We start from the raw sequence: 22823 nt of genomic DNA on the forward strand, positions 1-22823 counted from the left end.
AATGCTCGCCATAGCACGAGCTATGGCTGCGCTTTGCGCCTAGATCAGGCGCCTTTTGACGTGCTGCTCGGACACGCTCGAAATACTCTCAGCCTCTGAGGCGGCAGGGCTGTCAGCGGCCCTCGCCACCTGAGGTCTGCGTGGCGAAGGTGAGCTTCGCAAGGCCCGCGCGGCGGGCCGCATCCATCACGTTCACTACCGCTTGATGAGCGGCGGTGGCGTCGGCAGACACGATCACGATGGAGTCCTCGGCGCCGTTGGCGGCGGCTGATAACTCTGTCGTCAACACTTCGACGCTGCGCCCGTCGACCGGTTTGCCCTTCACCGCGTAACGGCCATCAGCGGCCACCGACACGATGATTTCCTTGGGATGGTCCTTGGACTTCTCGGAATCGGCAATGGGCAGGCTGATCTGCAGTTCGGTGAACTTCGAGTAGGTCGTCGTGAGCATCAGGAAGATGAGGATCACGAGCAGAACGTCGATGAACGGGATCAGGTTGATCTCCGGTTCCTCCGGTCGTGGCTTGCGAAAGTTCATCGTCATGGAGCGCGTCTCACTGTCCAGGCGTGCGCGGTACGGCAAAGCGCATCAGGTGCGGAATCAGCCGCTCGCTCGACTGCTCGAGCTCGAGTGTGTACGCATCGATCAGGCCGCGGAAGTAACGGTAGAACATCAGCGACGGAATCGCGATGATCAGCCCGAAGGCCGTGTTGTAGAGCGCGACCGAGATGCCATGCGCCAGCATCAGCGGATTGGTGCCGCCGCTTGCGGTCGGCGAGCCGAAGATCTCGATCATCCCGATCACCGTGCCGAACAGGCCCAGCAACGGTGCCGACGAAGCGATCGTACCCAGGGTGTTGAGGTAGCGCTCGAGCTTGTGCACGGCGACGCGCCCGGCGCCCTCGAAGGCGTTGCGAAGCGACTCCTCAGTGATGCGCGGGTCGGCGATCACGGCACGCAGGCCCGTCGCGAACACGAGGCCCAGCACCGAGTTGTGTGCGAGCTTGTTCACCACGTCAGCTCCCGGCAGGCTTGCGCGGCTAACCGAAATGACTTCTTCAAGCAGATTGGTGGGCGCGACCTTCACGGCTCGCAGGCTCAACAGGCGCTCTACGATCAAGGCCACGGCTGCGATTGAGCACAGAAGGAGCGGGTAAATGGGCCAACCAGCGTCTCTTATGATTGAAAACAATCCGGTCCTTTCGGTCGACAAGCGTTTTTTGGACGCGCGATTATGGCGCTTTGGATGCGGCCGGCAAGGCGTCTTCACCCCTTGCTGTCATGCAAACGACAATTCTCCGTTCGCAATCCACTACAACTGTGGATAACTTTGTGGGCAACTGGCTGGCGCTGGACGCGAAAGCGCGAAAACTCAGGGCATTCTACGGAATGCTCAAAACTTAGGCAGAAAGAAATCTTTGAAAATCAAGCACTTGCGTAATTGTGAAAGGCACATGACAGGTGCTGCGACTGCCAAAGCCAGTATTGGCGCGGTTGTGGGGTTCTCGGGCCGCGCCATTCCTGGGTTTGCGCGTGGTTGAGCCCTCGGGGTTCGCTTCCCAGCGGCTCGTTTGGGGCGTCTCGGGTCTGGTTCATGCGGTCGCCGACACGCTCGCGAGCCGTTTCTCTGTTTGCGTTGTGCGAGGCGAACTCTCAGCGTTTTCTCGAGCGTCAAGTGGTCACTGCTACTTCAGCTTGAAAGACGCTGACGGGCAGTCCGTGTTGATCCGCTGCGCGATGTTCCGCAGGGCGGCGAGTCTCATGGATTTCGCTCCGGCGGACGGCCAACTTGTCGAAGTTCGCGGGCGCATTGCTGTTTACGAACCGCGAGGTGAACTGCAATTCGTCGTGGAGTCGATGCAGCGCGCAGGCGCAGGCGCCTTGTTCGAGCAATTTCTCCGGCTGAAGGCGCGGCTGGAGGCGGAAGGGCTTTTCGACGCGCAGCGAAAGCGCGCATTGCCGCGTTATCCGAAACGCATTGGTGTCGTGACTTCCTTGGGGTCCGCCGCCCTGCACGATGTGATGACCTCGTTTGCACGGCGCGCGGGGCACGTGGAAGTCGTGGTGTATCCGAGCCTTGTGCAAGGCAGTGAGGCGCCGGCTGCATTGGTCGATGCGATGGCCAAGGCGGTGGCGCATGGCGTGGTCGACGTGCTCATCGTTTGCCGTGGAGGCGGGTCGCTGGAAGACCTTTGGGCCTTCAACGACGAACGCGTAGTCCGGGCAATTGCCGAGTCGCGCATTCCCGTGATCAGCGGCGTTGGTCACGAAACCGATGTGACCTTGAGTGACTTCGCCGCAGACGTCCGCGCACCGACGCCGACCGCCGCAGCCGAACTGGTCGTGCTCGCAGGGCAGGAGTGCCTCGCCTTGCTCGACGCAATCGAGCGAAGGATGCGCCAGCGCATCCTGCACATCCTCGATTCGCACGAGCAGCGGCTTGACGCGAGCGCAGTCCGCCTGGCGCGACCCACGCGTGCCTTGCAGCGGCAAGTCCACGGCCTCGCAATGCTGGCGCAGCGACTTGCGACTGCCGCGCAACGCACCATCGAAGCCCGACATACGGCGCTGCATCGACATGGGACTCGCTTGTCACCTGCGGTAAGCCTGCTTCGATCGCGACATTCCATGCGTATCGAGTCGCTCGGATCGCGTCTTTCGGCGCTGGATCCGAGCCGCGTCCTGGCCCGCGGCTACGCCTGGCTTGCCGACGAGACCGGCACGCCGGTGCAATCGGTTGGGCAACTGTCAGTGGGTCAAACCTTGCAGGCCGTCCTGGCTGATGGCAGCGCCCAAGTCACCGTCGATGTCGTCACCCCGTAGCATGACGCTCGACTGAACAAATCCCCGCGCGACATGCCGTCATGCGCTCATGCGACGGTCGAGAAGGGCCTTCTTAACTGCCTACAATTCACCTCCTGCCAGGACATCACAACAAGCATCGAAAGGACAGTCATGGAACACACCCTGCCGCCGCTGCCGTATTCGCACGACGCGCTCGCTCCGCACATGAGTCGCGAAACGCTGGAGTACCACCACGACAAGCACCACAACGCCTACGTTGTGAACCTCAACAACCTCCAAAAGGGCACCGAGTTCGAAAGCCTCGGCCTCGAAGAGATCATCAAGAAGTCATCGGGTGGCATCTACAACAATGCCGCGCAAGTCTGGAATCACACATTTTTCTGGAGCTGCCTGAAGCCGCAAGGCGGCGGAGAGCCCAAGGGCAAGCTTGCGGATGCGATCAACGCAAAGTGGGGCAGCTACGCCGCCTTCAAGGAAGCCTTTACCAAGAGCGCTGTGGGCAACTTTGGTTCGGGCTGGACTTGGCTTGTGAAGAAGGTCGATGGCTCGGTCGACATCGTCAACATGGGCGCGGCAGGTACGCCACTGACGACAGGCGACAAGGCTCTGCTCACGATCGACGTCTGGGAGCACGCCTACTACATCGACTACCGCAACTTGCGTCCGAAATTCGTCGAGACCTTCCTGGCGTCGCTGGTGAATTGGGACTTCGCACAAGCGAACTTCGCTTGAACCAAGTCATCAGTTCGAAAAAAGGCCGGTCAATGACCGGCCTTTTGGTTTCGTAGCCCAGGATTTCCTGAGCGACAAATCAATGCTTGGCAAAAGGCTGTCCCAACAGCCTTTCTCCAGCCTTGATCCCGCGTTTGGCAAACCAACCCTGATTCATTTCGAGCACGAAGCGAACAGGCCTGGTCGAGCAATGCCCGTCAAGCGTCAGCGGCTTCATGTCATCAATGTTGACGATCGTTCCGTCGTCAGCGACGAACGCGACGGACAATGGCAGCAGCGTGTTCTTCATCCAGAAGCACTGCTTTCCGGGCTGCTCGAATGCGAACAGCATGCCGTCGTTGCTGCCCATGGTCTTGCGAAACATCAAACCAATCTCGCGCTGCTCAGGCGTCTGCGCAACCTCGGCCTGGATGTTGTGGATGCCGGCGTTGAGGTGGATCGACTCCAGCCTGGGCTGACCGTCATCGGCATTTGCCAGCAGGGCAAAGGCCGTGAGGGGCAGAGTCACGAGCGAGCGCAACAGGTTCTTCATGTCAGAAGCAGAAGCAGAGTTGATTCGGATTATCGAATGGACTGCGAACCCGCGAAGTGCGGTGCAGCAACACAAACGCCCGGACAAGCCGGGCGTTTGTGGCGTGCGTGCCGGGGTCGAATCGGCCACACGAGACAGAGGCAAGGCTATTAGGCCTTCTTCTCGTCCTTCTTGGCAGCGGAGGCGGCGGGCTTGGCTTCAGCAGCCTTCTTGTCGGCCTTCTCAGCCTTCTTCTCGGCCTTGGCTTCTGCCTTGATTTCGGCGGCAGAGGCGGCGGGCTTGGCTGCGTCAGCAGCGAAAGCGCCAGCGGCGAAGAGGGAAGCGATCAGGGCGGCCAGAAGTTTGTTCATTTGAATACCTTTCGAAAGTTTGAACTGCCTCCCTTCGTGGGAGGCTGGCCCTCAACGGGAAGTGGCGAAGGGTGGTTGACAGCTTCGCTGACATAGAATCTTTGGCTTAGTACCGATTCCTATTGGCCTTAGGACATGGCCCGGAATAATTTTCCGTTTTGGGCCATGTCCTTAGCGCGACGCAACCCGATCCATTGCGGACATCCATTCCGCGGAGCCTTACCACATGTATCAGCACATCAAGGTGCCCGAAGGCGGGCAGAAGATTTCCGTCAACGCGGACTTTTCGCTCAACGTCCCTGACCAGCCCATCATTCCATACATTGAGGGTGATGGAACCGGCTTTGACATCACGCCGGTCATGATCAAAGTCGTGGACGCCGCCGTCGAAAAGGCCTACGGCGGCAAGAAGAAGATCCACTGGATGGAAGTCTTCGCCGGTGAAAAGTCGACCAAGGTCTACGGACCCGATGTGTGGCTGCCCGAAGAGACGCTCAAGGTCCTTCGCGAGTACGTGGTGTCGATCAAGGGTCCCCTGACCACGCCGGTTGGCGGCGGCATCCGCTCACTCAACGTTGCACTGCGGCAGGAACTCGACCTCTACGTCTGCCTGCGTCCCATCCAGTATTTCGACGGCGTGCCGTCGCCGGTGAAAGAGCCGCACAAGACCAACATGGTCATCTTCCGGGAGAACTCGGAAGACATCTACGCCGGCATCGAGTTCGAGTCCGGCAGCGAGAAGGTCAAGAAGCTCATCAAGATTCTGCAGGACGATTTCGGCGTCAAGAAGATCCGATTTCCCGAAACGTCGGCCGTCGGCATCAAGCCGGTGTCGAAGGAGGGCACCGAGCGCCTGGTCCGCAAGGCCATCCAGTATGCGATCGACAACGACAAGCCGTCTGTGACCATCGTGCACAAGGGCAACATCATGAAGTTCACGGAAGGAGGTTTCCGTGACTGGGCTTACGCATTGGCGCAGACCGAATTCGGCGCCGAGCTGATCGACGGTGGCCCGTGGGTCAAGTTCAAAAACCCGAAGACCGGCAAGGACATCGTCGTCAAGGATTCCATCGCCGACGCGTTCCTGCAGCAGATTCTGCTGCGACCGGCCGAGTACTCCGTGATCGCCACACTCAACCTGAATGGCGACTACGTCTCCGACGCTCTTGCGGCGCAAGTCGGCGGCATCGGCATCGCCCCCGGTGCCAACCTTTCTGACTCCGTCGCGATGTTCGAAGCTACCCACGGGACGGCTCCGAAGTACGCTGGCAAGGATTACGTGAACCCGGGTTCCGAGATCCTGTCAGCCGAAATGATGTTGCGCCACATGGGATGGACCAAGGCTGCCGACCTCATCATTAGCTCGATGGAGAAGTCGATCCTGTCGAAGAAGGTCACCTATGACTTCGCGCGCCTGATGGAGGGGGCGACGCAGGTGTCATGCTCCGGCTTCGGCCAGGTGATGATCGACAACATGTGATGTTTGGAGCGTTTGCTGAGGTCGTGCAGCGAAATGCCCGACTGTCCACCCTGACGATTGGTCAGGTTTTCCAGGTCAGCTAACGCAAAAAGCCCGCTGCAAGGCGGGCTTTTGCTTTCTGGACTCTCTTGGAGGGGTAGAGCGGGCTCAGAGGCTAAGAGTTTTTCGATCATGCCCGCTCATCACGCCAAAAGCCCCCTGCTCGTCGTTGCAAATGCTCGCCATAGCCAAGCTATGGCTGCACTTTGTCTAGATCAGGCGCCTTTTGACGTGCGGCTCGGACACGTTCGAATACTCCCAGCCTCTCAGCCGGCGACAGCCTGCGGACTGCCTGCGGCCACTTGCGGGCGCGCTGCTGTGACGGACGTCTCCACCGGGGAGATGTTCTGGGCGAGCTGGCCTTTGGGGCCCTGAACCAGATCGTAGCTAACCCTGCCGCCTTGCTTCAGCGTTCGGAATCCATCCATCTGGATCGCGGAGAAATGGGCGAACACATCTTCGCCGCCTCCGTCCGGTTCGATGAATCCGAAGCCTTTGGCATCGTTGAACCACTTGACTGTCCCGTGGGCCATACCCCACCTCCTGTTGTTTTCAGCGCGCATTCTGGGTGGCGCCGCCCGGCACTGTCAATACGTCGCGGGATAGTCAGTGTTGGCGGAACAAGGGGGCTGTCAATCCGCTCCAAGCCCGGTCATCATTTGCAACATGTATGCGGAATAGCGCGGCGCGCGTGACGCATTTCCGGGCTTGTGGTTCGCACGGTGGGTTCAATATGTCAACAGTGCAACTGCAGACCATCAACTCGATAGAATGAATGCATGCCAGTGGAGCCTCCTTCACCGCCCGCCACCCCACCAGAGGGGGTTCCCCGGCCGCCCGACGACGGCCAGGGGGCCGTCGTCGTCGAACGACAGACGGCCAAGGTGGTCCCACCACCGATGTACCAAGTGGTCTTGCTCAACGATGACTACACACCGATGGAGTTTGTCGTGATGGTCTTGCAGGAGTATTTCAAGCGCGACCTCGAGACTGCGACTCAGATCATGTTGAAGATTCATCATGAAGGTCGCGGTGTGTGCGGCGTCTTTTCAAAGGATGTCGCCGCCACCAAGGTTGAGTTGGTGTTGGCTGCCGCGCGGCGCGGCGGCCACCCGTTGCAATGCATTATGGAGGCCGCATGATTGCGCAAGAGTTAGAAGTCAGCTTGCACATGGCGTTCGTCGAAGCACGCCAGCAACGACACGAGTTCATCACCGTTGAGCACCTGCTCTTGGCGCTCTTGGACAACCCCTCGGCTGCGGAGGTGCTGCGGGCCTGTTCCGCCAACATTGATGACTTGCGAAAAAGCTTGCTGCAGTTCATCAAGGAAAACACGCCCACCGTCGGCGGGTCCGACGAAGTCGATACCCAGCCCACGCTCGGATTTCAGCGCGTCATCCAACGCGCGATCATGCACGTGCAGTCCACGGGCAGCGGCAAGAAGGAAGTGACCGGCGCGAACGTGCTGGTGGCGATCTTCGGCGAGAAGGATTCGCACGCCGTCTACTACTTGCACCAGCAGGGCGTCACGCGCCTGGACGTTGTCAATTTCATTGCCCACGGCATCAAGAAATCCGACCCACCCGAGCCGGCGAAGTCGCAAGATGGCGCCGGGGCTGAAGGCGAGAAGGAAGAAGGCGAGGGCAAGGGGTCGCCGCTGGATCAGTTCACCCAGAACCTGAACCAGATGGCCCGCGACGGCAAGATCGACCCTTTGATCGGGCGCGAACTCGAGGTCGAGCGCGTCATCCAGATCCTGTGCCGCCGGCGCAAGAACAACCCACTCCTGGTAGGTGAGGCCGGCGTCGGCAAGACCGCCATCGCCGAAGGCCTCGCTTGGCGCATCACCCAGGGTGAAGTGCCCGAGGTGCTGGCCACGGCCACGGTGTATGCGCTTGATATGGGGGCGCTGCTGGCGGGCACCAAGTACCGCGGCGACTTCGAGCAACGTCTCAAGGGGGTGCTGAAACACCTCAAGGACCAGCCGAACTCCGTGCTCTTCATCGACGAGATCCACACCCTGATCGGTGCGGGTGCTGCGTCGGGCGGAACGCTGGACGCGAGCAACCTGCTCAAGCCGGCACTGAGTTCGGGCCAAATGAAGTGCATCGGGGCCACGACCTTCAGCGAATATCGCGGAATCTTCGAAAAGGACGCGGCGCTGTCGCGGCGTTTCCAGAAGATCGACGTGGTCGAGCCGTCCGTCGAGCAGACTATCGAAATCCTGAAGGGTCTGAAGTCTCGCTTCGAAGAGCACCACAGCGTGAAGTACGCGCTGGGTGCGCTGCAGGCGGCGGCCGAGCTGTCGGCCAAGTTCATCAACGACCGTCACCTGCCCGACAAGGCGATCGACGTGATTGACGAGGCGGGTGCTGCGCAACGCATCCTGCCGAAAAACAAGCAGAAAAAGACCATCACCCGCAGCGAAGTCGAAGAGATCGTGGCGAAGATTGCGCGCATCCCGCCGGCCTCGGTGTCGAGCGACGACCGGTCCAAGCTTAAGAGTCTGGACCGCGACCTGAATAGTGTGGTGTTCGGGCAAGAGCCGGCCATTGAGGCCCTGGCGTCCGCCATCAAAATGGCACGTTCTGGTCTGGGCAAACCGGACAAGCCTATCGGCTCCTTCTTGTTCAGCGGCCCCACGGGGGTTGGCAAGACCGAAGTGGCGCGGCAGTTGGCTTATGTTCTGGGAATCGAGCTGATCCGTTTCGACATGTCAGAGTACATGGAGCGCCATGCGGTAAGCCGGCTGATTGGCGCGCCCCCGGGGTACGTCGGATTCGACCAGGGTGGCCTGCTAACGGAGGCCATCACGAAGAAGCCGCACGCGGTGCTGCTGCTCGACGAAATCGAGAAAGCGCATCCGGACGTCTTCAACGTACTGCTGCAGGTCATGGACCACGGCACGTTGACCGACAACAACGGACGCAAGGCCGACTTCCGCAACGTGATCATTGTGATGACCACGAATGCGGGCGCAGAAACCATGAACAAGGCGACCATCGGTTTCACCAACGCCCGCGAGAGCGGCGACGAAATGGCCGACATCAAGCGCCTGTTCACGCCGGAATTTCGCAACCGTCTTGACGCCGTAGTGAGCTTCAAGGCCCTGGATGAAGAAATCATCCTGCGCGTCGTCGACAAGTTCCTTCTGCAGCTCGAAGGCCAGCTGGGCGAGAAGAAGGTGGAAGTGACCTTTACCGACGCTTTGCGCAAGTACCTTGCCAAGAAGGGCTTCGATCCGTTGATGGGCGCGCGTCCTATGCAGCGACTCATCCAGGACACGATTCGCCGTGCTTTGGCGGATGAGCTGCTATTCGGGCGTCTGGTCGATGGAGGGCGCCTGACAGTCGACCTTGATGCGGACGAGAAGCCCTTGCTGGACATCCAGCCGGCAAGGAAGAGCGACAAGCCAAAGGCGGAGCCGGCGACGGCTTGATCGATACGTTCCGGTGTGCGAGACGCCCCGAAGGCACGGGGCGTTTTCGTTGGTGCGCCCAGCATGGGCGCACTCTTGCGGGTGCAAGTCAGCGAACGAAGCGAAACGCAACTGCGAAAGCGTGCTCGATCAGCTCAAGCGGTGGACAACGTGGCACCACTGTGCCGCGTACTGCTGGCGATGGGAGCCAGCGCTGAGGTGGCCCGCAAAGTGGGGGCGAACAGTCGACGCTGGTGGCGCAACAGCGCGAAGCTGCTCAACAGTGTGCTGACGATCGCCTGGTTCGACCGCTTGGGTCTACCTCGACTCCCATAACCTCAACTTCTCGAACCGCCCGGTGCGGACACGGTGCGGGAAGTCGCCTCCGCCGAGCGGCAGATCAGCGCTCCCTCGACCCGCTGCTGCGTGCCTTGGCGTAACGCCCACCAAGTTGCCGCAACAAGGGCACCATGAGCATCAATGCGGCGGACGCGGCGAGCGCCATCGGCAGCATCGACTTCGTAACCTCCATCAAATAGGCCCCTATGAGGATGAGCAGGTGGCCCAGCAGGTACCGGCGCAGGGTCGGATTGCGGAAGAGCGATTTGAGGCAAGACATGTTCGGCGTTTCACAAGGGGCTGGCGGTGCGACGAGTGTGTTCGACCACGGCTCGTTGTGGTGAGACGAAATTGCGGTTCTTCCTGTCGATGGCCACGCGCAGCGATTCGGAGTGACGAAATGCACACTTGAGAGAAGTCGAGGATATGCAGACAAACCTTGACTCTCCTTCAAGATGCCCCAGTCGACCGGTTTTTGACAATGCATGCAGACCTCTTCCAGCTGATTTCGACTGGACGCTGATGAGAGTCGATGGTCTCGTCGTTTCGAGGCTAGAATCGCGGGCTCCGGAGAGATGGATGAGCGGTTTAAGTCGCACGCCTGGAAAGCGTGTGGGGGTTAATAGCCCCCCGCGGGTTCGAATCCCGCTCTCTCCGCCAGAACTCTAGAAAACGCGGGTCATTACGGCCCGTTTGTTTTTTCTACCTGTCAAGTCCCGGCACCGGGTATCAGCAGAGCCGAAGGTTAGTCAAACGGCAAGTGCGTCGCCGCGAGGCAAGATGCGGAGGAAGCCCAAGACGAAATCGCGGGGCGACGAACAAAAACGGAACTTGGCCTTCATTGCGTGGCTGAACCGTTCCGAAAGCCACCAAACCCCTGGCTCGCCGCGCTCGGATACACAATCTTCGGCGCCATATTCGGCGGGCTCAGCCTCTTGGTGATTTCGGCGCACCTCACACCGGCACCGTGGCGCATCGCCAAGTTGGTTGTCATTCCCGTGGCGGTCGGCGCGCTCATGGCTCTCATGGGCAAGTGGCGAGCGCTTCGTGGGGAGGCGATCTTCCGTATCGACCGCTTCTCATATGGCTACCTGTTCGCCTTGTCTCTTAGCTTGGGCAGGTTCACGTTCGCGCAATGATGGGTCTCTCCTTCATGACCGATCACAATAGGACAGTGGGATCACGCGTTGGATGAGAGCCTGATAGGCGCCGACTCCGTCCATGAGCCTGATCTGGCTGACGACCTGTGGCCTATCCGACCTATGAGTATCACGAGGGCGCTACAAAGTCGGGCCCCTGCCGTTTATCGATCAAGTGCCCGACATCGCCCGCGTGCACATCTGCCCCGCAAGGGCGGGATGCTGATGCTGATGTCATCGGGTCAACATGGGCTTCCTTGCCATGACGTTTTCGGATGTGAAAGGCCCCAGCCCATCCCGGGGCCGTTGATCTCGATGCCCGACGGATCAGGGCTTGCGATGTGTGTCCTTGGCAACGTCCTTCAAAGTTTCGCGCGCGTCGCCCAGGTTCTTCTGGGCTTTGCCGGCTGCTTCACGGGCCATGCCCTTGCCCTGCTGGCTTGTGCTGCCGATGGCCTCGCCGGTGTTCTTCTGAACCTTGCCTGCGACTTCCTTAGCGGCGCCCTTGATTTGATCCTTGTTCATGCAGATACCTCTTCGATTGGCGTTGAAAAACGCGACGTGCGGCGTCGCGAGCCCAGTTTCAGAATAGACCTCGACCCTGAGGGATGCAGTCGTCCCTGGCCGCAAATTGTCGTCAGCAACCTCCTACCATTACGACGCTGTGTAGGAAACGTCTGACAACACGTCGGCGTAGACACCGTCCACCAGGTTGTGAGAGGCTCCGTTTCCCGTTTATTACCAACCCACTGGAGTCAATCCATGAACTTGAAGACCATTGCCACTGCACTCGCACTTTTCGCGTCCGCCACCGCATTTGCTGCTACTGCCAAGGTCCCAGAGGGCGTGACCGAAAGCACTGATCCGGCCAAGGCCGCCGCAGTCGAGCGTCATGCGCAGGAAATCAAGATGCATCAGCAGCAATCCGTGAACACGAGCGGCACGGGGTCGAAGAAGGCGACCAAGCATCACAAGCGCGCGAAGAAGACCGCCGCTGCGAAGGCATAAGTCTCGTGGCCCGGGTGCACCCGGGAACGGGCCTTTGCGTAAAGGTCTATCCCCCGGTTTCACCCTGGCTACAACCTCCTCACTTCAGCGTCGAGAACGCATTGCCGCTTACGCCGCCTCCCAGCGGAATCCGCGGCACAAGTGAGACGCGTGGAGTCAGAGGCTGAGAGTATTTCGAGCGGGTCCGAGCAGCACGTCAAAAGGCGCCTGATCTAGGCGCAAGGCGCAGCCATAGCTCGCGTGCTGTGACGAGCATTTGCGACGACGAGCAGGGGTCTTTTGGGGTGATGAGCGGGCATGATCGAAATACTCTCAGCCTCTTCAGTCTCGAGGCCTCGGCCAGGCGCAGCATCAACGTCTGCATCAGCTGCTTGTCGGCACCGTCGCCTTGGAGCCTCACTGACGCTTCGAATCGCCGGCTCATGCTTCAGTCTCTTGCTAGTTTTCCCAAAGGGAAATCGCAGCAAACAAGCATCGCGAGTTGAACTATCAACGATAGCGGACGCTGCCGCTTGAACGCATTTTGGTGATGAGCGCGATCTCGCACAGGTTCGAATCGAAGTTCGATCCGCATTCTCCAGACTTTCACATCAGCATGAAGTTGCTGGTTGGCACGAGTTCGATCTTGCCGGCATAGTGTTGAAGGCAACTTGCCCGGCATCAATGCGTCGCGCCACACGCCACGGCATCCACTTTGCACGAGTTCGCCGTGGCTGTAATCGCTGCGCGAAATGTCTTCGGTGACAAACCTGTGGACTGCATCGATCGTGCCCGTTCGAGCCTATCGGAAACAGTCAATTACAGATGGAAGGGGCTTGCTCAATCGCACATAATGCCCCAACTGCTGTAGCCCGCCTAAGGGCTACGCGTACTGCTGAAGGTGCCGGCCGAAACGCGTAGCCGGCATCGATCGAATGGCACATCGGCCGCTCCCTGAGTCGGCCCCGAGGTCCCCGGTCACGACGGACGCTCAGCACAACTGCGCAGCCCGACACGAACTGCGGATTCACTGGAGGAAGTAAACAATGCCTCACGCATTGGTTGTCGACGACGAAGCAGACTCTGCAGAAATGATGGCCGCGTTGATTGCGACCGAGGGCTTCACGGTGGCCACCGCCGGATCGTTGCGCGATGCCCGCAGGCAACTCGCGCTGCAAGAGCCCGACATCGTTCTGCTCGACCTGATGCTGCCCGACGGAAGCGGCATGCAGTTGTTCGAAGATGGCAAGCTGCTGGCCAACACCGAAGTCGTGCTCATCACCGGGCACGCGAGTCTCGAAACATCCATCCAGGCATTGCGCCTGGGGGCGGCCGACTATCTCGTCAAGCCGCTCAACATGAAACAGTTGCACGGCATCTTGTCGCGTGTGACCAAGCCGTCCACGCTGCGTGCTGAGGCCGACGGCTTGCAGTCGAGCCTGGAAGCAGAAGGCCATTTCGGCCTTCTGTGGGGGCGTTCTGCCGGCATGCGGCGGGTATATGAGCAGATTCTTCGCGTGTCAGGCACGGCAGTCACCGTCTTCGTGACGGGTGAAAGCGGCAGCGGCAAGGAAGTCGTGGCGCGCACCGTGCACGATCTGAGCCGTCGCCGGGCCAAGCCTTTCCTTGCGGTGAACTGCGGCGCGATTTCGCCGCACCTCATCGAAAGCGAAATCTTCGGCCACGAGAAAGGGAGCTTCACTGGCGCCGATCGCCAGCATCAAGGCTTCTTCGAACGGGCGAGCGGCGGGACGCTGTTCCTAGACGAAATCACCGAGATGCCTTTGGACCTGCAGGTCAAGCTGCTGCGCGTCCTGGAAACCGGCACGTTCATGCGCGTGGGTTCGACCCAGGTACTCGAAACCGACGTGCGCATGATCGCCGCCACCAACCGCAATCCGATGGATGCGGTGCAGGCCGGCAAGCTGCGTGAAGACTTGCTGTATCGGCTGAATGTGTTCCCCATCCACCTGCCACCCTTGCGCGAGCGCAGCGAAGACATTCCGCTCATTGCCGAGCACTTCCTTGACGAGATTTCCCGCCGCGAAGGGCAGGTCAAGCGCTTTGCACCAGCTGCATTGGCGCGATTGCAAGGCTACCGCTGGCCGGGCAACGTGCGTGAGCTGCGCAACATCGTGCACCGCGGTTATGTGATGGCGCCCGACAGCACCATCGTCGACGAATGCCTGCCGACGATGGATGCGCCACTGCCCTTGATGACAGGCGCTCCGGTGCTGCAGATCCGTGTGGGGACGCCACTGTCCGAGATCGAGCGGCAGGTGACTTTGGCAACGCTCGAGTATTTCGGTCGGCACAAGGAGAAGACGGCCGCGACCTTGGGTGTGAGCTTGAAGACGCTCTACAACCGATTGAAAGAGTATTCGACAGTGCCTGAGAAGGGCCCCTCGCAGGGCGACGGCAACGACGTCTGAACCAGGGCCTGTTAACAGGCCCTACTCCGACCGTCTCTTCACCGAGACGAGTACCGTCATTCCGAGATAGTCATCCTTCGTACCGGTCCATGTACCGCTGACCGGTGTCGCGAAGCTCGCGTGCCGGGCCACGCCGACGCGGATCAAGTCGGTTCCGCCGATCAGGTTGTTGGTCGGGTCGAAAGGGATCCAGCCAGCACCTGGCAGGAACACCTGCACCCACGCGTGGGTGGCGCCGGGTGCTGTTTTCTCAGGCGCATTGGGTTCGGGGGTGTAGACATAGCCCGACACGAACCTCGCCGCGTAACCCAGTCGTCGCACGGCCTCGATCATCAGGGTCGCGAAATCGCGGCAGCTGCCCTGCTTGGATTCGAGCGTCTCGCGCGGCGACTGCACGCCTTCTTCGTCGCGCGGCTGGTACTTCATGGTCTCTCGGATTCGGCGCGTCATGTCCACGAGGATTTGCCTGCTGTCCGGGCCCACGAATTCGCGCGCCCAGGCCATTAATGTTTCATCCGCGTCGTAGTAGGGCGCGAGATAGTGCGAGAGCACTTGGCGGTCCTCGAACGCATATTCAAAAGGATAGTGCTCGGCGCCCGGGCTCAGTGGCAGGTCGAGCGCGCGCGAGCCCGTGTGTTCGACGGTGAACTCGCACGTGAACTTGAGAGTTTGAGACGGCCCCCCGGGTTGCACGAGCGCGATTGAATTCTCGTAGGCGTCCTGGATGAGCCGGATGTCCTTGGCTGGCGGTTCCACTTGCAGATCGGTCGCCAGTACACGCAGGTCGTGACTGTCCCGCGGCCGGAACATGAGGCGATGCTCACCCAAGTCCACCGGCTTGGCATAGCGGTATTCGGTCGTGTGGGTGATGTCGAAAATGATGGGCACAAGAGTTCCTTTGAGAAGCTCGTGCAGTTGGCTCGCACACCGGCGCTGCGGCGGCGTTCAGGAGTCAGAGGCTGAGAGTTTTTCGATCATGCCCGCTCATCACGCCAAAAGCCCCCCTGCTCGTCTCCCCATAGCCAAGCTATGGCTGCGCTTTGCGCCTAGATCAGGCGCCTTTTGACGTGCTGCTCGGACACGTTCGAAATACTCTCAGCCTCTCAGGGTTTGCTGGGTCTGGGCTGAGGCTTCTTCTTCAGATCGCCTGGTGCCTCGCCCTTTGAATGCGACATTCCTTCCTGCTCTGCCCGGTTGAGCTCAGCCGCTTCCGCCGCGTCTGTCGGTCGGGCCTTGCCGGCACGTTCCTGCGCTTTGCCCGACTTCACGAAGTCCTGCTCCGACTTGTCGAAATGGCGGCCGGCTTCGTAGTCGCCTTCGCCTTGGACGGTGCCGCCCTTGGCCTTGTCCGCGGGTGTGCCTGGACTCATGAGTGTTCTCCTGTGAAACAGCTAGTCACTGCCACCGTGACTTCGTGGAAATCGTGTTGCGCATCCGAGGAGTGCTGCGCGGGGTTGGGGAAGGGGATAGGATCGGGTGCAGGACGACGAGTGCGGGTGCGCGCAGCGGGCGTCCAAGCAGTTGCCTCTTTCATCTTTGGACGAGCGGCTTTATCGCGCTCAATCTCCGGTTCGGCGAGCAGGCAGTCGAGCCGCATTAGCATCGTGCGCATGTCCATGGGCTTGTGCCAGATGTCGCGAAAGCCCCGCTTGGTCAGATCGCTCGCGCCGTCGGCGGTGATGGCGACCGCGGTCACTTTCCGCAGGTGATCGACCTCGCGCATTCGTTGCAAGAGATCGGCGCCGTGGCAGTCGGGCAACTGCAGATCCAGCAACAGCAGCTGGGGTCTGGATTCAATGGCGGCGCATAGCCCGGCTTCGCCCGTGTTTGCCACGATCAGGCGCAGTTCCGGTCGCTCGGCGAACACGGCCTGCATCAAAAGCACGTTGACCGGATGATTTTCGACGTACAAAACTGTGCGGGTGACTGCAGGAGGCGCGTCAACGGTGTTCTTTTCAGCGGTGGCGACAGTGGGCACGATTCGATCCTTGGGCGACTAGCGTGGGTGAGCCCTGATGGCAAGTGATGTGCCCGGCGCAACCTGAGAGGCTGAGAGTATTTCGATCATGCCCGCTCATCACGCCAAAAGGCCCCTGCTCGTCGTTGCAAATGCTCGCCATAGCCCGACCTATGCCTGCGCTTTGCGCCTCGATCAGGCGCCTTTTGACGTGCTGCTCGGACACGCTCGAAATGCTCTCAGCCTCTGAGCAGGCGAGAGGTCGCTGGAGACCCCTGGTGTCGCGGCCTTGCGGAGAAACTCGTAAGCTGCGAACGCCGACAAGCCGGGGGCAAGATTTACCGCCGCCCGAGGAATCATGCTGTGCCTTTCTACTGATGAGGACGGAGCGAGCCATGACAACCAAGCGAATCGAAACCGACTCGATGGGCGACATCGAGGTCGATGCCAACCGGCGCTGGGGCGCGCAGACGCAGCGCTCGCTCGAACACTTCCGAATCTCCGGCGAACGCATGCCGCTCGAGTTGATCCATGCCCTCGCCGCCATCAAGCGTGCATGCGCAATGGTCAACATGGAACTGGGCCTGCTGGACGCCAATGTCGCACGCGCGATCGAGGCGGCGGCAACCCTCGTGCTGGAAGGCGGTCTTGACGATGAGTTCCCGCTCGTGGTGTGGCAGACCGGATCCGGCACGCAAACCAACATGAATATGAATGAGGTGCTCGCAAACCTCGCATCCGAGACGCTCGGGGGCGGGGCGGGAGCCAAGCGGCTCGTTCATCCCAACGACCATGTCAACAAGGGGCAGTCGTCGAACGACGTCTTTCCAACGGCGATGAACGTGTCCGCGGCGGTGGCGGTGGCTCGGCGCCTGCTGCCATCGCTTGCAGGACTGCGCAACGAATTTGCCACCAAGGCCGATCTCTACAAAGACCTCGTGAAGATCGGCCGCACCCATTTGCAGGACGCGACGCCGCTGACGCTCGGGCAGGAGTTTTCAGGGTACGAGGCCCAGTTGTCGCAGGCACATGGGGCAATCGCTGCCGCGTTGACGCCGGTGTATGAACTGGCCCTGGGCGGGACGGCCGTGGGGACCGGGCTCAACGCCCATCCGGAATTCGGAGCGAGGGTGGCGGCGCGTCTCGCGGGCGAGTTCGCATTGCCTTTCGTTACCGCGCCGAACAAATTCGCCGCGCTTGCCTCGCACGACACGTTGGTGACCTTGCACGGTGCACTGAAGACGGCAGCCACGGCGCTCAACAAGATTGCCAACGACTTGCGTCTGGCCGCGTCGGGCCCGCGCAGTGGCATCGGCGAATTGCAGCTGCCCGAAAACGAACCGGGCAGCTCCATCATGCCGGGCAAGGTCAACCCCACGCAGTGCGAAGCTTTGACCATGGTGTGCTGCCAAGTGATGGGCAACGACGTTGCGCTGACGATGGGTGGCGCCTCGGGCCATTTCGAGCTCAACACTTACAAGCCTTTGATCGCGCACAACCTGCTGCAAAGCATCCGGCTGCTGGCTGATGCGTGCAAGAGCTTCGACGAGCATTGCGTGAAGGGGCTCCAAGCCAATCGCGAGCACATCGTGCAACTGGTCGCCAACTCGCTCATGCTCGTGACGGCGCTTGCGCCGCACATCGGCTATGACCGCTGCGCCAAGATCGCCCACAAGGCACACAAAGAAGGGCGATCGCTGCGCGAAGCGGCGCTTGCAATGGGGGTCAGCGGCGAAGACTTCGACAAGTGGGTTCGGCCCGAGGACATGGTTTAAGACAATCGGTTCGTGCTTGCCCGCCCGACCCGCGGATGGGCTTGTGGCGACTACGGGACTAGGGGCGCAGATCACCGCGCCGGCTGCGCGAGTCTTCGTCGTCCCCGGTGCCGGTTTCAAGATTGCCTTCGCTGCCGCTTCGGCCGCCGTCGTTCACTCGGGTGTCTGCGCTGGGCCTGCGTGAGGACCGGTCGCTCTGCGGATGATCGTGCGGCATCGCATCGCCGTGATCGGCTTCGTCGGAGGGCTTCACGGGCTCAGCAGGGTTGGCCTGTGGTCTCTGCCGGGGTTTCGGGGTGGACGGTGTCTTGCGGGATGTCATGGTCGCTCCTTCGGTCGCGACGGGCGCACGGTGCGCTCTCCAGGATGCGGGCAAGCCGTATGCCGGTGGGCACGACAGTTGCCGCGTGAGGTTCACGCGGCCGCGCATCGCGAGATTGACGGCGCGGCATCTGTTCATTGTCTCAACGAGGTATACCATGATCAAACGAGTGATTTCCGTAGGCTTGTTTGCCCTGGGCGCGGGCACGCTGTGGTCGCTGAGCAAGCAAATGCGGTTAAGCGGTCGGCAAGAAGTACCCAAGGCGAAGCCCGTGCCGGTGCAACGGTGGGAAGGCGAGGGCGGGGCGCTGCCGATGACCGGTGCGCAAACGGGGCCTGATCCGGCTGTTCTGCCGGCTGAAAAGCAGAGGGAAGACGAGGTGCAGAGCAGCGTGCATTGATGGGGCTTGGGGTGGACCAGGGGGCGAGGGAGTGCAGGGCGAACTCTCCAGCCAAGTTGCGGGTATTCGAAAAGGGTTAAGCGACCGACTTGCGCCCTAGGGTTGGGATGAGGGCTTCCGGACGTCTGGAGTCAAGGCCTCGTTCTCTTTACCGCCGTCGCCCTCACCCCCACCCTCTCCCGGAGGGGCCCGGAGGGAGAGGGAGTAATACATGGCGAACGAAGTTGTGGGTATTCGAAATGGGTTTTAAGCGACCGACTTGCCCCCTCTCCCTCTGTGAGGGTTGGGGTGAGGGCTTTCGGCCGTCTGGAGTCAAGGCCTCGTTCTCTTCACCGCCGTCGCCCTCACCCCCACCCTCTCCCGGAGAGAGGGAGTAATAAACGGCGAACGAAGTTGTGGGTATTCGACGAAGTTGTGGGTATTCGAAATGGGTTTTAGGCGTCCGACTTGCCCCCTCTCCCTCTGGGAGAGGGTTGGGGTGAGGGCTTCCGGGCCGTCTGAAGTCAAGGCCTCGCTCTCTCCGCCGCCGCCGTACCTCTCACCCTGGGCTTTTGCCCCCTGACTCCCCTGATGGGGCCGCCGGGAGGTGGGCTGCGGCCCTTGAGATTCACATTCGCGCTGCCGCCGCAGACCTTCAAACCGTACTCCTTGCGCCAGCTGTCAGTGATCAGGCAGCCCTCTCGCGGACTCAATTCACGGACGCAAACTTGCCTTGTTCGTCGGAGAACACCACCTCCACCCTGCGGTTTTGTTGCCGACCGGCCTGCGTGCTGTTCGACGCCACTGGCCGCATTTGGCCATTGCCGCGGGCCTCAATGCGATCTGCTGGCACGCCGCGAGCCATCAAGGCATTTCGCACCGATTCCGCGCGAGCACGTGACAGCACAAGGTTGCTATCCCCACTGCCCACGCTGTCGGTAAAGCCTTCGACCATCACGCGACGCTCGGGGTGGTTCTTGAGCACGGACGCCAACTGGTCGAGCTTGGATTGCGCGCCTTCCTTGAGCGTGGCCTGGCCAGTGTCGAACAGCACGTCCTGCAGCATCACCACGAGGCCATGGTCCGTGGGTTTGGCGGCCAGTACGGCAAGCTCGCGCTGTAGTCGATTGGCGCGCTCCGCTTCCGCTGCTGCCAAGGCCTGTGCGTTCTGAGCCTGCGTCTGCGCGAACTGGGCCTGTGCCTGCGCGTTCTGAGCCTGCGCCGTAGCCATTTGCGCATTGCGGTTCGCGACCTGGGCTTCGCGTGTTCTCAGGTCGGCGCGCAGTCGTTCGCGCTCGACACCAGCCGACTCGATGCGTGCATCTGCGGCACGTTGCTCCGCCATGTTCATTGCCATTTGCGTACGCTGGCTCGCAAGGTAAGCAAGGTGTCTGGTCTCCTCGGCGTCGCGCTTGTCGCTCCAGGCCCTGTCAGCACGCTCCAAGGCGTCGCGTGCGCGTGCAAGTTCGCCTTGTGCATAGCGCGACACGTCGGCGTTCAAGGTGGCCTGGTCATAGCTGCGGTGCGCATCGTCCAGGTAGCTGCTGCGCGGCGGGGTGGTGGAACATGCAGCGAGCGCGAGAGTCGCCGCGATGCTGCTTGCCAATGTTGTCCATCGGGTTTTCATGACTTGTTCCTTTGCTGATCGTTGTCAGGGCCGCACAGGCGTCGTCGTGGCGGTGCTCGGGCGCGTCATCTCTTCACGCAGGGTCGCGAGACTGGCATCCAGTTCAGCAGCAGCCTTGCGAGACTTGTCGGCGGAGGACTTCGAGCGTGCCACGAGTGCGTCGACCTCGGCCTGTTCGGCCAGGCGTCGGGCCTTCGCAGGGTCATTGGCACGCGCGGCAGCGTCGGCTTGTGCAAGCTTTTCGCGTGCCAAAGCCAATGCCATGTCTGAGGACGGATCGCTCGAACCCGCGCTTTGCGCGCCTTCGATCGTGGTGCGCGAGATGCCCAGTTGCTCGTTCGGAGCTGCCGTGGAGCAACCGGCGACGAGGGCCGCCGCCATCAGGGCGGCAAGCGCAGGCGCGCGAAATGTCAGTTCGCTTTGCATGGCAAGGACCTTTCCAGGGAGTCGATCAGGTCCTTGAGAGCGGGCAACCGCCGTGCCTTCACGAAGCGGGCCACCACAGCTAACGCTTCGTTGTGCTTTTGTGAATGTGTGTCGTGTCGAAGCTTCTGTTGTGATTGTCTTCCGCGATCCTTTCTTCTTCGTCGCCTGATGACGGCTTGCGCGTGGCGGGCTCGTCAGCGGTGCGGTCGATGTTTCCTCCACCAGTGTAGTAATCACCCATGGCTGGATTCACCGGATTCGCATCGCGGTCATCGTTCTTGCGTGGCTGGCCTTTGTCCGGCACGAAGTCTCCATAAGTGCCGCCTGCCTTCGTGCGGTGTCCGCCGCTGTCTGCGTCGCGCGCGTGAGCGCCTTCGCCTTCGCGGCCAAATTGCGTGTCCTTGCCCGCTTCAGGGCGGGCAGCCTTGTCCCGTGGCGTGCTCATGTGCAGGCCTCAGTGGAAGATGAGGTACAGCAACACCAGGATGATTGCGGGGATGCCCAGCAACCAGCCGATGAAGTACTTGCCCATGTCAGTCTCCGGAAGTGATGGATGAGACTGGATCGGCAAGCGATGTACCCGTGCCGTGTCGGACGCTTGCGCAATCACCCGTCGGAGAATTCAGGCAGTGCCAGCAAAGCTCGTCGCACCCGCCAAGGCGGATGAACCGGCAGGGTCGTCACAAGACAGTTCCGATTCATCGAACCGAGGCAGCGAGAGCACGAACTCCGCGCCCTGGTTGCGGCCCCCGCTGTGCCCGATGATGTCGCCACCGTGCAGCTCAGCGAGACGCTTGGCGATGGTGAGGCCCACGCCAAGGCCCGAGTTCGTGCGCGGCTTGCTCTGGTTTTCCTGAGCGAACGGCTCAAACACATGCGGCAGGAAATCGGGGGCAATGCCTTGACCGTGGTCGCGAACGTGAATCTGCACGAGGGGTCCCTCGGCGTTCGTGAAGACCTCGACTTGGCCAGGCACCGGCGTGAACTTCGCGGCGTTGACGATGAGGTGCGACAAGGCCTGGGCAAGCCGCATCGGGTCGCCCGCGACGGCCAGCGATTCATCGCCCGGACGCAGGTTGACCCGGTGTCCACGGTGATCGAGTTGCGGCTGGGCGTTCGTGATGGCCTCGCGCACGAGATCAGTCACTGCGAGCTTCTCGCGCTGCAGCTCGAGCTTGGCCTGCGTGATGCGCGTGACGTCGCGCATGTCGCCGATGACGCGGCGCAACTGATCGAGCTGCCGCTCGACGATCTGCCGCACCGGCGCGATTGCGGGCGTCTGGCTTTCCATCATCTTCAAGATGGCGGTGGCGTTGGCGATCGGGCCGAGCGGGTTGCGCAGGTCGTGCGCGAGCATGGCGAGGAATTCGTCCTTGCGGCGATCGGCCACGCGCAAGGCGCGCGTGCGTTCGGCAAGCCGCTCTTCGAGTTCCTTGCGTTCATGGATATCGATGCAGCTTCCGGTGTAGCCGTGGAAGCTGCCGTCCGGTGCATGGCGTGGAACGCCCGTGGCCAGCACCCAGCGGTACGTGTTGTCCTGGCGCTTGAGGCGGAAGTCCATGGTGAAGGGCTGGCGTGCATCGAAGCTCGCGTGATAGATGCCGATGCATCGTTCGAGATCTTCCTCGTGAATGCCGGCGAACCATCCTGAACCGCGCTCGTCAGCCCGCGTGCGGCCGGTGAACTCGAGCCACGCCCGGTTGAACCACTCGAACTGCTTGTCTGGCCCGGCCACCCAGAGCATCACGGGTGCCGAGTCGGCCATGACGCAAAAGCCGTTTTCGTTTTCGTGATGCAGGGATTCGAACGAAGGCGCGGTTGTGTCTATCGTCTGGCGTTGCATGTGGATGCTTGCCGATTCTTGCATGCTTGTCCCCTTGACTCGGTTGCCTTCGCGCAGGGGCAATTGGCGTGCCTGCGGACATCAGCTCGACTCGGAGGCTGAGAGTTTTTCGATCATGGCCGCTCATCACGCCAAAAGCCCCCCTGCTCGTCGTTGCAAATGCTCGCCATAGCCAAGCTATGGCTGCGCTTTGCGCCTAGATCAGGCGCCTTTTGACGTGCTGCTCGGACACGTTCGAAA

The 22823-nt window shown here is 61.2% G+C and carries 25 protein-coding genes and 1 tRNA gene; 11 read left to right on the plus strand and 15 right to left on the minus strand.

What is annotated here, in order from left to right:
• Positions 1 to 112: 112 nt before the first annotated feature.
• Both AC30NL_RS06400 and AC30NL_RS06405 read right to left on the minus strand, forming a co-directional pair.
• Positions 113 to 538 (minus strand): ExbD/TolR family protein, encoded by a 426-nt coding sequence (locus tag AC30NL_RS06400; RefSeq protein WP_489463200.1) that lies wholly within the window; start codon positions 536 to 538, stop codon positions 113 to 115.
• A gap of 16 nt (positions 539 to 554) precedes the next feature.
• Complete coding sequence (locus AC30NL_RS06405) at positions 555 to 1193, minus strand: MotA/TolQ/ExbB proton channel family protein (protein WP_489463176.1); 639 nt, start codon at positions 1191 to 1193, stop codon at positions 555 to 557.
• A gap of 341 nt (positions 1194 to 1534) precedes the next feature.
• On the opposite strand from AC30NL_RS06405, the gene xseA reads away from it, so the two are divergent.
• Positions 1535 to 2824, plus strand: a complete 1290-nt coding sequence (gene xseA / locus AC30NL_RS06410) for an exodeoxyribonuclease VII large subunit (protein WP_489463177.1) — start codon at positions 1535 to 1537, stop codon at positions 2822 to 2824.
• Between the two features lie 132 nt (positions 2825 to 2956).
• Positions 2957 to 3538 (plus strand): superoxide dismutase, encoded by a 582-nt coding sequence (locus AC30NL_RS06415; protein ID WP_489463178.1) that lies wholly within the window; start codon positions 2957 to 2959, stop codon positions 3536 to 3538.
• Positions 3539 to 3617: 79 nt separating this feature from the next.
• Here the strand turns inward: AC30NL_RS06415 and AC30NL_RS06420 are convergent, their stop codons facing one another.
• Both AC30NL_RS06420 and AC30NL_RS06425 read right to left on the minus strand, forming a co-directional pair.
• Positions 3618 to 4070: a DUF192 domain-containing protein gene (locus AC30NL_RS06420; RefSeq protein ID WP_489463179.1), complete on the minus strand. Its 453-nt coding sequence runs from the start codon at positions 4068 to 4070 to the stop codon at positions 3618 to 3620.
• Between the two features lie 149 nt (positions 4071 to 4219).
• The gene (locus AC30NL_RS06425; protein ID WP_489463180.1) at positions 4220 to 4420 is read right to left on the minus strand and encodes a hypothetical protein; all 201 of its coding nucleotides are present in this window, start codon (positions 4418 to 4420) and stop codon (positions 4220 to 4222) included.
• A gap of 226 nt (positions 4421 to 4646) precedes the next feature.
• Here AC30NL_RS06425 and icd point away from each other — a divergent pair, with 226 nt between their 5' ends.
• Entirely contained in the window at positions 4647 to 5900 is a 1254-nt protein-coding gene (gene icd, locus AC30NL_RS06430) for an NADP-dependent isocitrate dehydrogenase (RefSeq protein ID WP_489463181.1), read from the plus strand.
• Positions 5901 to 6205: 305 nt separating this feature from the next.
• Here icd and AC30NL_RS06435 read toward each other — a convergent pair whose 3' ends face one another.
• Positions 6206 to 6472: a cold-shock protein gene (locus AC30NL_RS06435; protein WP_489463182.1), complete on the minus strand. Its 267-nt coding sequence runs from the start codon at positions 6470 to 6472 to the stop codon at positions 6206 to 6208.
• A gap of 246 nt (positions 6473 to 6718) precedes the next feature.
• Between AC30NL_RS06435 and clpS the strand changes: the two genes are divergently transcribed.
• The gene (clpS, locus tag AC30NL_RS06440) at positions 6719 to 7081 is read left to right on the plus strand and encodes an ATP-dependent Clp protease adapter ClpS (protein WP_489463183.1); all 363 of its coding nucleotides are present in this window, start codon (positions 6719 to 6721) and stop codon (positions 7079 to 7081) included.
• On the plus strand, positions 7078 to 9378 hold the full coding sequence (gene clpA / locus AC30NL_RS06445; protein ID WP_489463184.1) for an ATP-dependent Clp protease ATP-binding subunit ClpA: 2301 nt from the start codon (positions 7078 to 7080) through the stop codon (positions 9376 to 9378). The genes clpS and clpA overlap by 4 nt, the downstream gene beginning before the upstream one ends.
• Before the next feature lie 379 nt (positions 9379 to 9757).
• Here the strand turns inward: clpA and AC30NL_RS06450 are convergent, their stop codons facing one another.
• Positions 9758 to 9976 carry a hypothetical protein gene (locus tag AC30NL_RS06450; RefSeq protein ID WP_489463185.1) on the minus strand — a complete coding sequence of 73 codons (219 nt, stop codon included), beginning with the start codon at positions 9974 to 9976 and terminating at the stop codon, positions 9758 to 9760.
• A 289-nt stretch (positions 9977 to 10265) separates the two neighbouring features.
• Here AC30NL_RS06450 and AC30NL_RS06455 point away from each other — a divergent pair.
• Together AC30NL_RS06455 and AC30NL_RS06460 are read left to right on the plus strand one after the other, a co-directional pair.
• Positions 10266 to 10356, plus strand: a tRNA-Ser gene (locus AC30NL_RS06455).
• A 185-nt stretch (positions 10357 to 10541) separates the two neighbouring features.
• Positions 10542 to 10835 carry a hypothetical protein gene (locus tag AC30NL_RS06460; protein ID WP_489463186.1) on the plus strand — a complete coding sequence of 98 codons (294 nt, stop codon included), beginning with the start codon at positions 10542 to 10544 and terminating at the stop codon, positions 10833 to 10835.
• 327 nt (positions 10836 to 11162) lie between these two features.
• Here AC30NL_RS06460 and AC30NL_RS06465 read toward each other — a convergent pair whose 3' ends face one another.
• Positions 11163 to 11360: a CsbD family protein gene (locus AC30NL_RS06465; protein WP_489463187.1), complete on the minus strand. Its 198-nt coding sequence runs from the start codon at positions 11358 to 11360 to the stop codon at positions 11163 to 11165.
• A gap of 237 nt (positions 11361 to 11597) precedes the next feature.
• On the opposite strand from AC30NL_RS06465, the gene AC30NL_RS06470 reads away from it, so the two are divergent.
• Both AC30NL_RS06470 and AC30NL_RS06475 read left to right on the plus strand, forming a co-directional pair.
• Positions 11598 to 11843: a hypothetical protein gene (locus AC30NL_RS06470; RefSeq protein WP_489463188.1), complete on the plus strand. Its 246-nt coding sequence runs from the start codon at positions 11598 to 11600 to the stop codon at positions 11841 to 11843.
• A 1025-nt stretch (positions 11844 to 12868) separates the two neighbouring features.
• Positions 12869 to 14254 (plus strand): sigma-54-dependent transcriptional regulator, encoded by a 1386-nt coding sequence (locus AC30NL_RS06475; RefSeq protein ID WP_489463189.1) that lies wholly within the window; start codon positions 12869 to 12871, stop codon positions 14252 to 14254.
• Between the two features lie 21 nt (positions 14255 to 14275).
• Here the strand turns inward: AC30NL_RS06475 and AC30NL_RS06480 are convergent, their stop codons facing one another.
• From AC30NL_RS06480 to AC30NL_RS06490, 3 genes are all read right to left on the minus strand, one after another.
• On the minus strand, positions 14276 to 15142 hold the full coding sequence (locus tag AC30NL_RS06480) for a transglutaminase family protein (RefSeq protein WP_489463190.1): 867 nt from the start codon (positions 15140 to 15142) through the stop codon (positions 14276 to 14278).
• A 215-nt stretch (positions 15143 to 15357) separates the two neighbouring features.
• Entirely contained in the window at positions 15358 to 15624 is a 267-nt protein-coding gene (locus AC30NL_RS06485; RefSeq protein WP_489463191.1) for a hypothetical protein, read from the minus strand.
• The gene (locus tag AC30NL_RS06490) at positions 15621 to 16232 is read right to left on the minus strand and encodes a response regulator (protein ID WP_489463192.1); all 612 of its coding nucleotides are present in this window, start codon (positions 16230 to 16232) and stop codon (positions 15621 to 15623) included. Before AC30NL_RS06490 ends, AC30NL_RS06485 begins: the two co-directional genes overlap by 4 nt.
• Positions 16233 to 16606: 374 nt before the next feature.
• Between AC30NL_RS06490 and fumC the strand changes: the two genes are divergently transcribed.
• On the plus strand, positions 16607 to 17986 hold the full coding sequence (fumC, locus tag AC30NL_RS06495) for a class II fumarate hydratase (RefSeq protein WP_489463193.1): 1380 nt from the start codon (positions 16607 to 16609) through the stop codon (positions 17984 to 17986).
• Positions 17987 to 18044: 58 nt separating this feature from the next.
• On the opposite strand, the gene AC30NL_RS06500 is transcribed toward fumC, so the two are convergent.
• Entirely contained in the window at positions 18045 to 18308 is a 264-nt protein-coding gene (locus AC30NL_RS06500; protein ID WP_489463194.1) for a hypothetical protein, read from the minus strand.
• A gap of 157 nt (positions 18309 to 18465) precedes the next feature.
• Here AC30NL_RS06500 and AC30NL_RS06505 point away from each other — a divergent pair, with 157 nt between their 5' ends.
• Positions 18466 to 18708: a hypothetical protein gene (locus tag AC30NL_RS06505; protein ID WP_489463195.1), complete on the plus strand. Its 243-nt coding sequence runs from the start codon at positions 18466 to 18468 to the stop codon at positions 18706 to 18708.
• 688 nt (positions 18709 to 19396) lie between these two features.
• Here AC30NL_RS06505 and AC30NL_RS06510 read toward each other — a convergent pair.
• From AC30NL_RS06510 to AC30NL_RS06525, 4 genes are all read right to left on the minus strand, one after another.
• Entirely contained in the window at positions 19397 to 20314 is a 918-nt protein-coding gene (locus AC30NL_RS06510) for an OmpA family protein (protein WP_489463196.1), read from the minus strand.
• 24 nt (positions 20315 to 20338) lie between these two features.
• A complete protein-coding gene (locus AC30NL_RS06515) occupies positions 20339 to 20740 on the minus strand; it encodes a DUF4398 domain-containing protein (RefSeq protein WP_489463197.1) in 402 nt (133 codons plus the stop codon).
• A gap of 79 nt (positions 20741 to 20819) precedes the next feature.
• The gene (locus tag AC30NL_RS06520; RefSeq protein ID WP_489463198.1) at positions 20820 to 21185 is read right to left on the minus strand and encodes a hypothetical protein; all 366 of its coding nucleotides are present in this window, start codon (positions 21183 to 21185) and stop codon (positions 20820 to 20822) included.
• 177 nt (positions 21186 to 21362) lie between these two features.
• A complete protein-coding gene (locus tag AC30NL_RS06525) occupies positions 21363 to 22607 on the minus strand; it encodes a PAS domain-containing sensor histidine kinase (RefSeq protein ID WP_489463199.1) in 1245 nt (414 codons plus the stop codon).
• Between the last annotated feature and the right edge of the window lie 216 nt (positions 22608 to 22823).

The sequence above is a fragment of the Rhizobacter sp. genome (assembly GCA_021153565.1).
Classification (GTDB): Bacteria; Pseudomonadota; Gammaproteobacteria; order Burkholderiales; family Burkholderiaceae_C; genus Albitalea.

Bases quoted from the DNA above. Each gene is read 5' to 3' on its own strand.
- fumC (WP_489463193.1), top strand. From the start codon at position 16,607: ATGACAACCAAGCGAATCGAAACCGACTCGATGGGCGACATCGAGGTC.
- AC30NL_RS06415 (WP_489463178.1), top strand. From the start codon at position 2,957: ATGGAACACACCCTGCCGCCGCTGCCGTATTCGCACGACGCGCTCGCT.
- AC30NL_RS06435 (WP_489463182.1), bottom strand. From the start codon at position 6,472: ATGGCCCACGGGACAGTCAAGTGGTTCAACGATGCCAAAGGCTTCGGA.
- clpS (WP_489463183.1), top strand. From the start codon at position 6,719: ATGCCAGTGGAGCCTCCTTCACCGCCCGCCACCCCACCAGAGGGGGTT.
- AC30NL_RS06515 (WP_489463197.1), bottom strand. From the start codon at position 20,740: ATGCAAAGCGAACTGACATTTCGCGCGCCTGCGCTTGCCGCCCTGATG.
- AC30NL_RS06525 (WP_489463199.1), bottom strand. From the start codon at position 22,607: ATGCAAGAATCGGCAAGCATCCACATGCAACGCCAGACGATAGACACA.
- AC30NL_RS06465 (WP_489463187.1), bottom strand. From the start codon at position 11,360: ATGAACAAGGATCAAATCAAGGGCGCCGCTAAGGAAGTCGCAGGCAAG.
- AC30NL_RS06420 (WP_489463179.1), bottom strand. From the start codon at position 4,070: ATGAAGAACCTGTTGCGCTCGCTCGTGACTCTGCCCCTCACGGCCTTT.
- clpA (WP_489463184.1), top strand. From the start codon at position 7,078: ATGATTGCGCAAGAGTTAGAAGTCAGCTTGCACATGGCGTTCGTCGAA.
- AC30NL_RS06450 (WP_489463185.1), bottom strand. From the start codon at position 9,976: ATGTCTTGCCTCAAATCGCTCTTCCGCAATCCGACCCTGCGCCGGTAC.
- AC30NL_RS06500 (WP_489463194.1), bottom strand. From the start codon at position 18,308: ATGACATCCCGCAAGACACCGTCCACCCCGAAACCCCGGCAGAGACCA.
- AC30NL_RS06470 (WP_489463188.1), top strand. From the start codon at position 11,598: ATGAACTTGAAGACCATTGCCACTGCACTCGCACTTTTCGCGTCCGCC.
- AC30NL_RS06510 (WP_489463196.1), bottom strand. From the start codon at position 20,314: ATGAAAACCCGATGGACAACATTGGCAAGCAGCATCGCGGCGACTCTC.
- AC30NL_RS06475 (WP_489463189.1), top strand. From the start codon at position 12,869: ATGCCTCACGCATTGGTTGTCGACGACGAAGCAGACTCTGCAGAAATG.
- icd (WP_489463181.1), top strand. From the start codon at position 4,647: ATGTATCAGCACATCAAGGTGCCCGAAGGCGGGCAGAAGATTTCCGTC.
- AC30NL_RS06485 (WP_489463191.1), bottom strand. From the start codon at position 15,624: ATGAGTCCAGGCACACCCGCGGACAAGGCCAAGGGCGGCACCGTCCAA.
- AC30NL_RS06425 (WP_489463180.1), bottom strand. From the start codon at position 4,420: ATGAACAAACTTCTGGCCGCCCTGATCGCTTCCCTCTTCGCCGCTGGC.
- AC30NL_RS06505 (WP_489463195.1), top strand. From the start codon at position 18,466: ATGATCAAACGAGTGATTTCCGTAGGCTTGTTTGCCCTGGGCGCGGGC.
- AC30NL_RS06400 (WP_489463200.1), bottom strand. From the start codon at position 538: ATGAACTTTCGCAAGCCACGACCGGAGGAACCGGAGATCAACCTGATC.
- AC30NL_RS06520 (WP_489463198.1), bottom strand. From the start codon at position 21,185: ATGAGCACGCCACGGGACAAGGCTGCCCGCCCTGAAGCGGGCAAGGAC.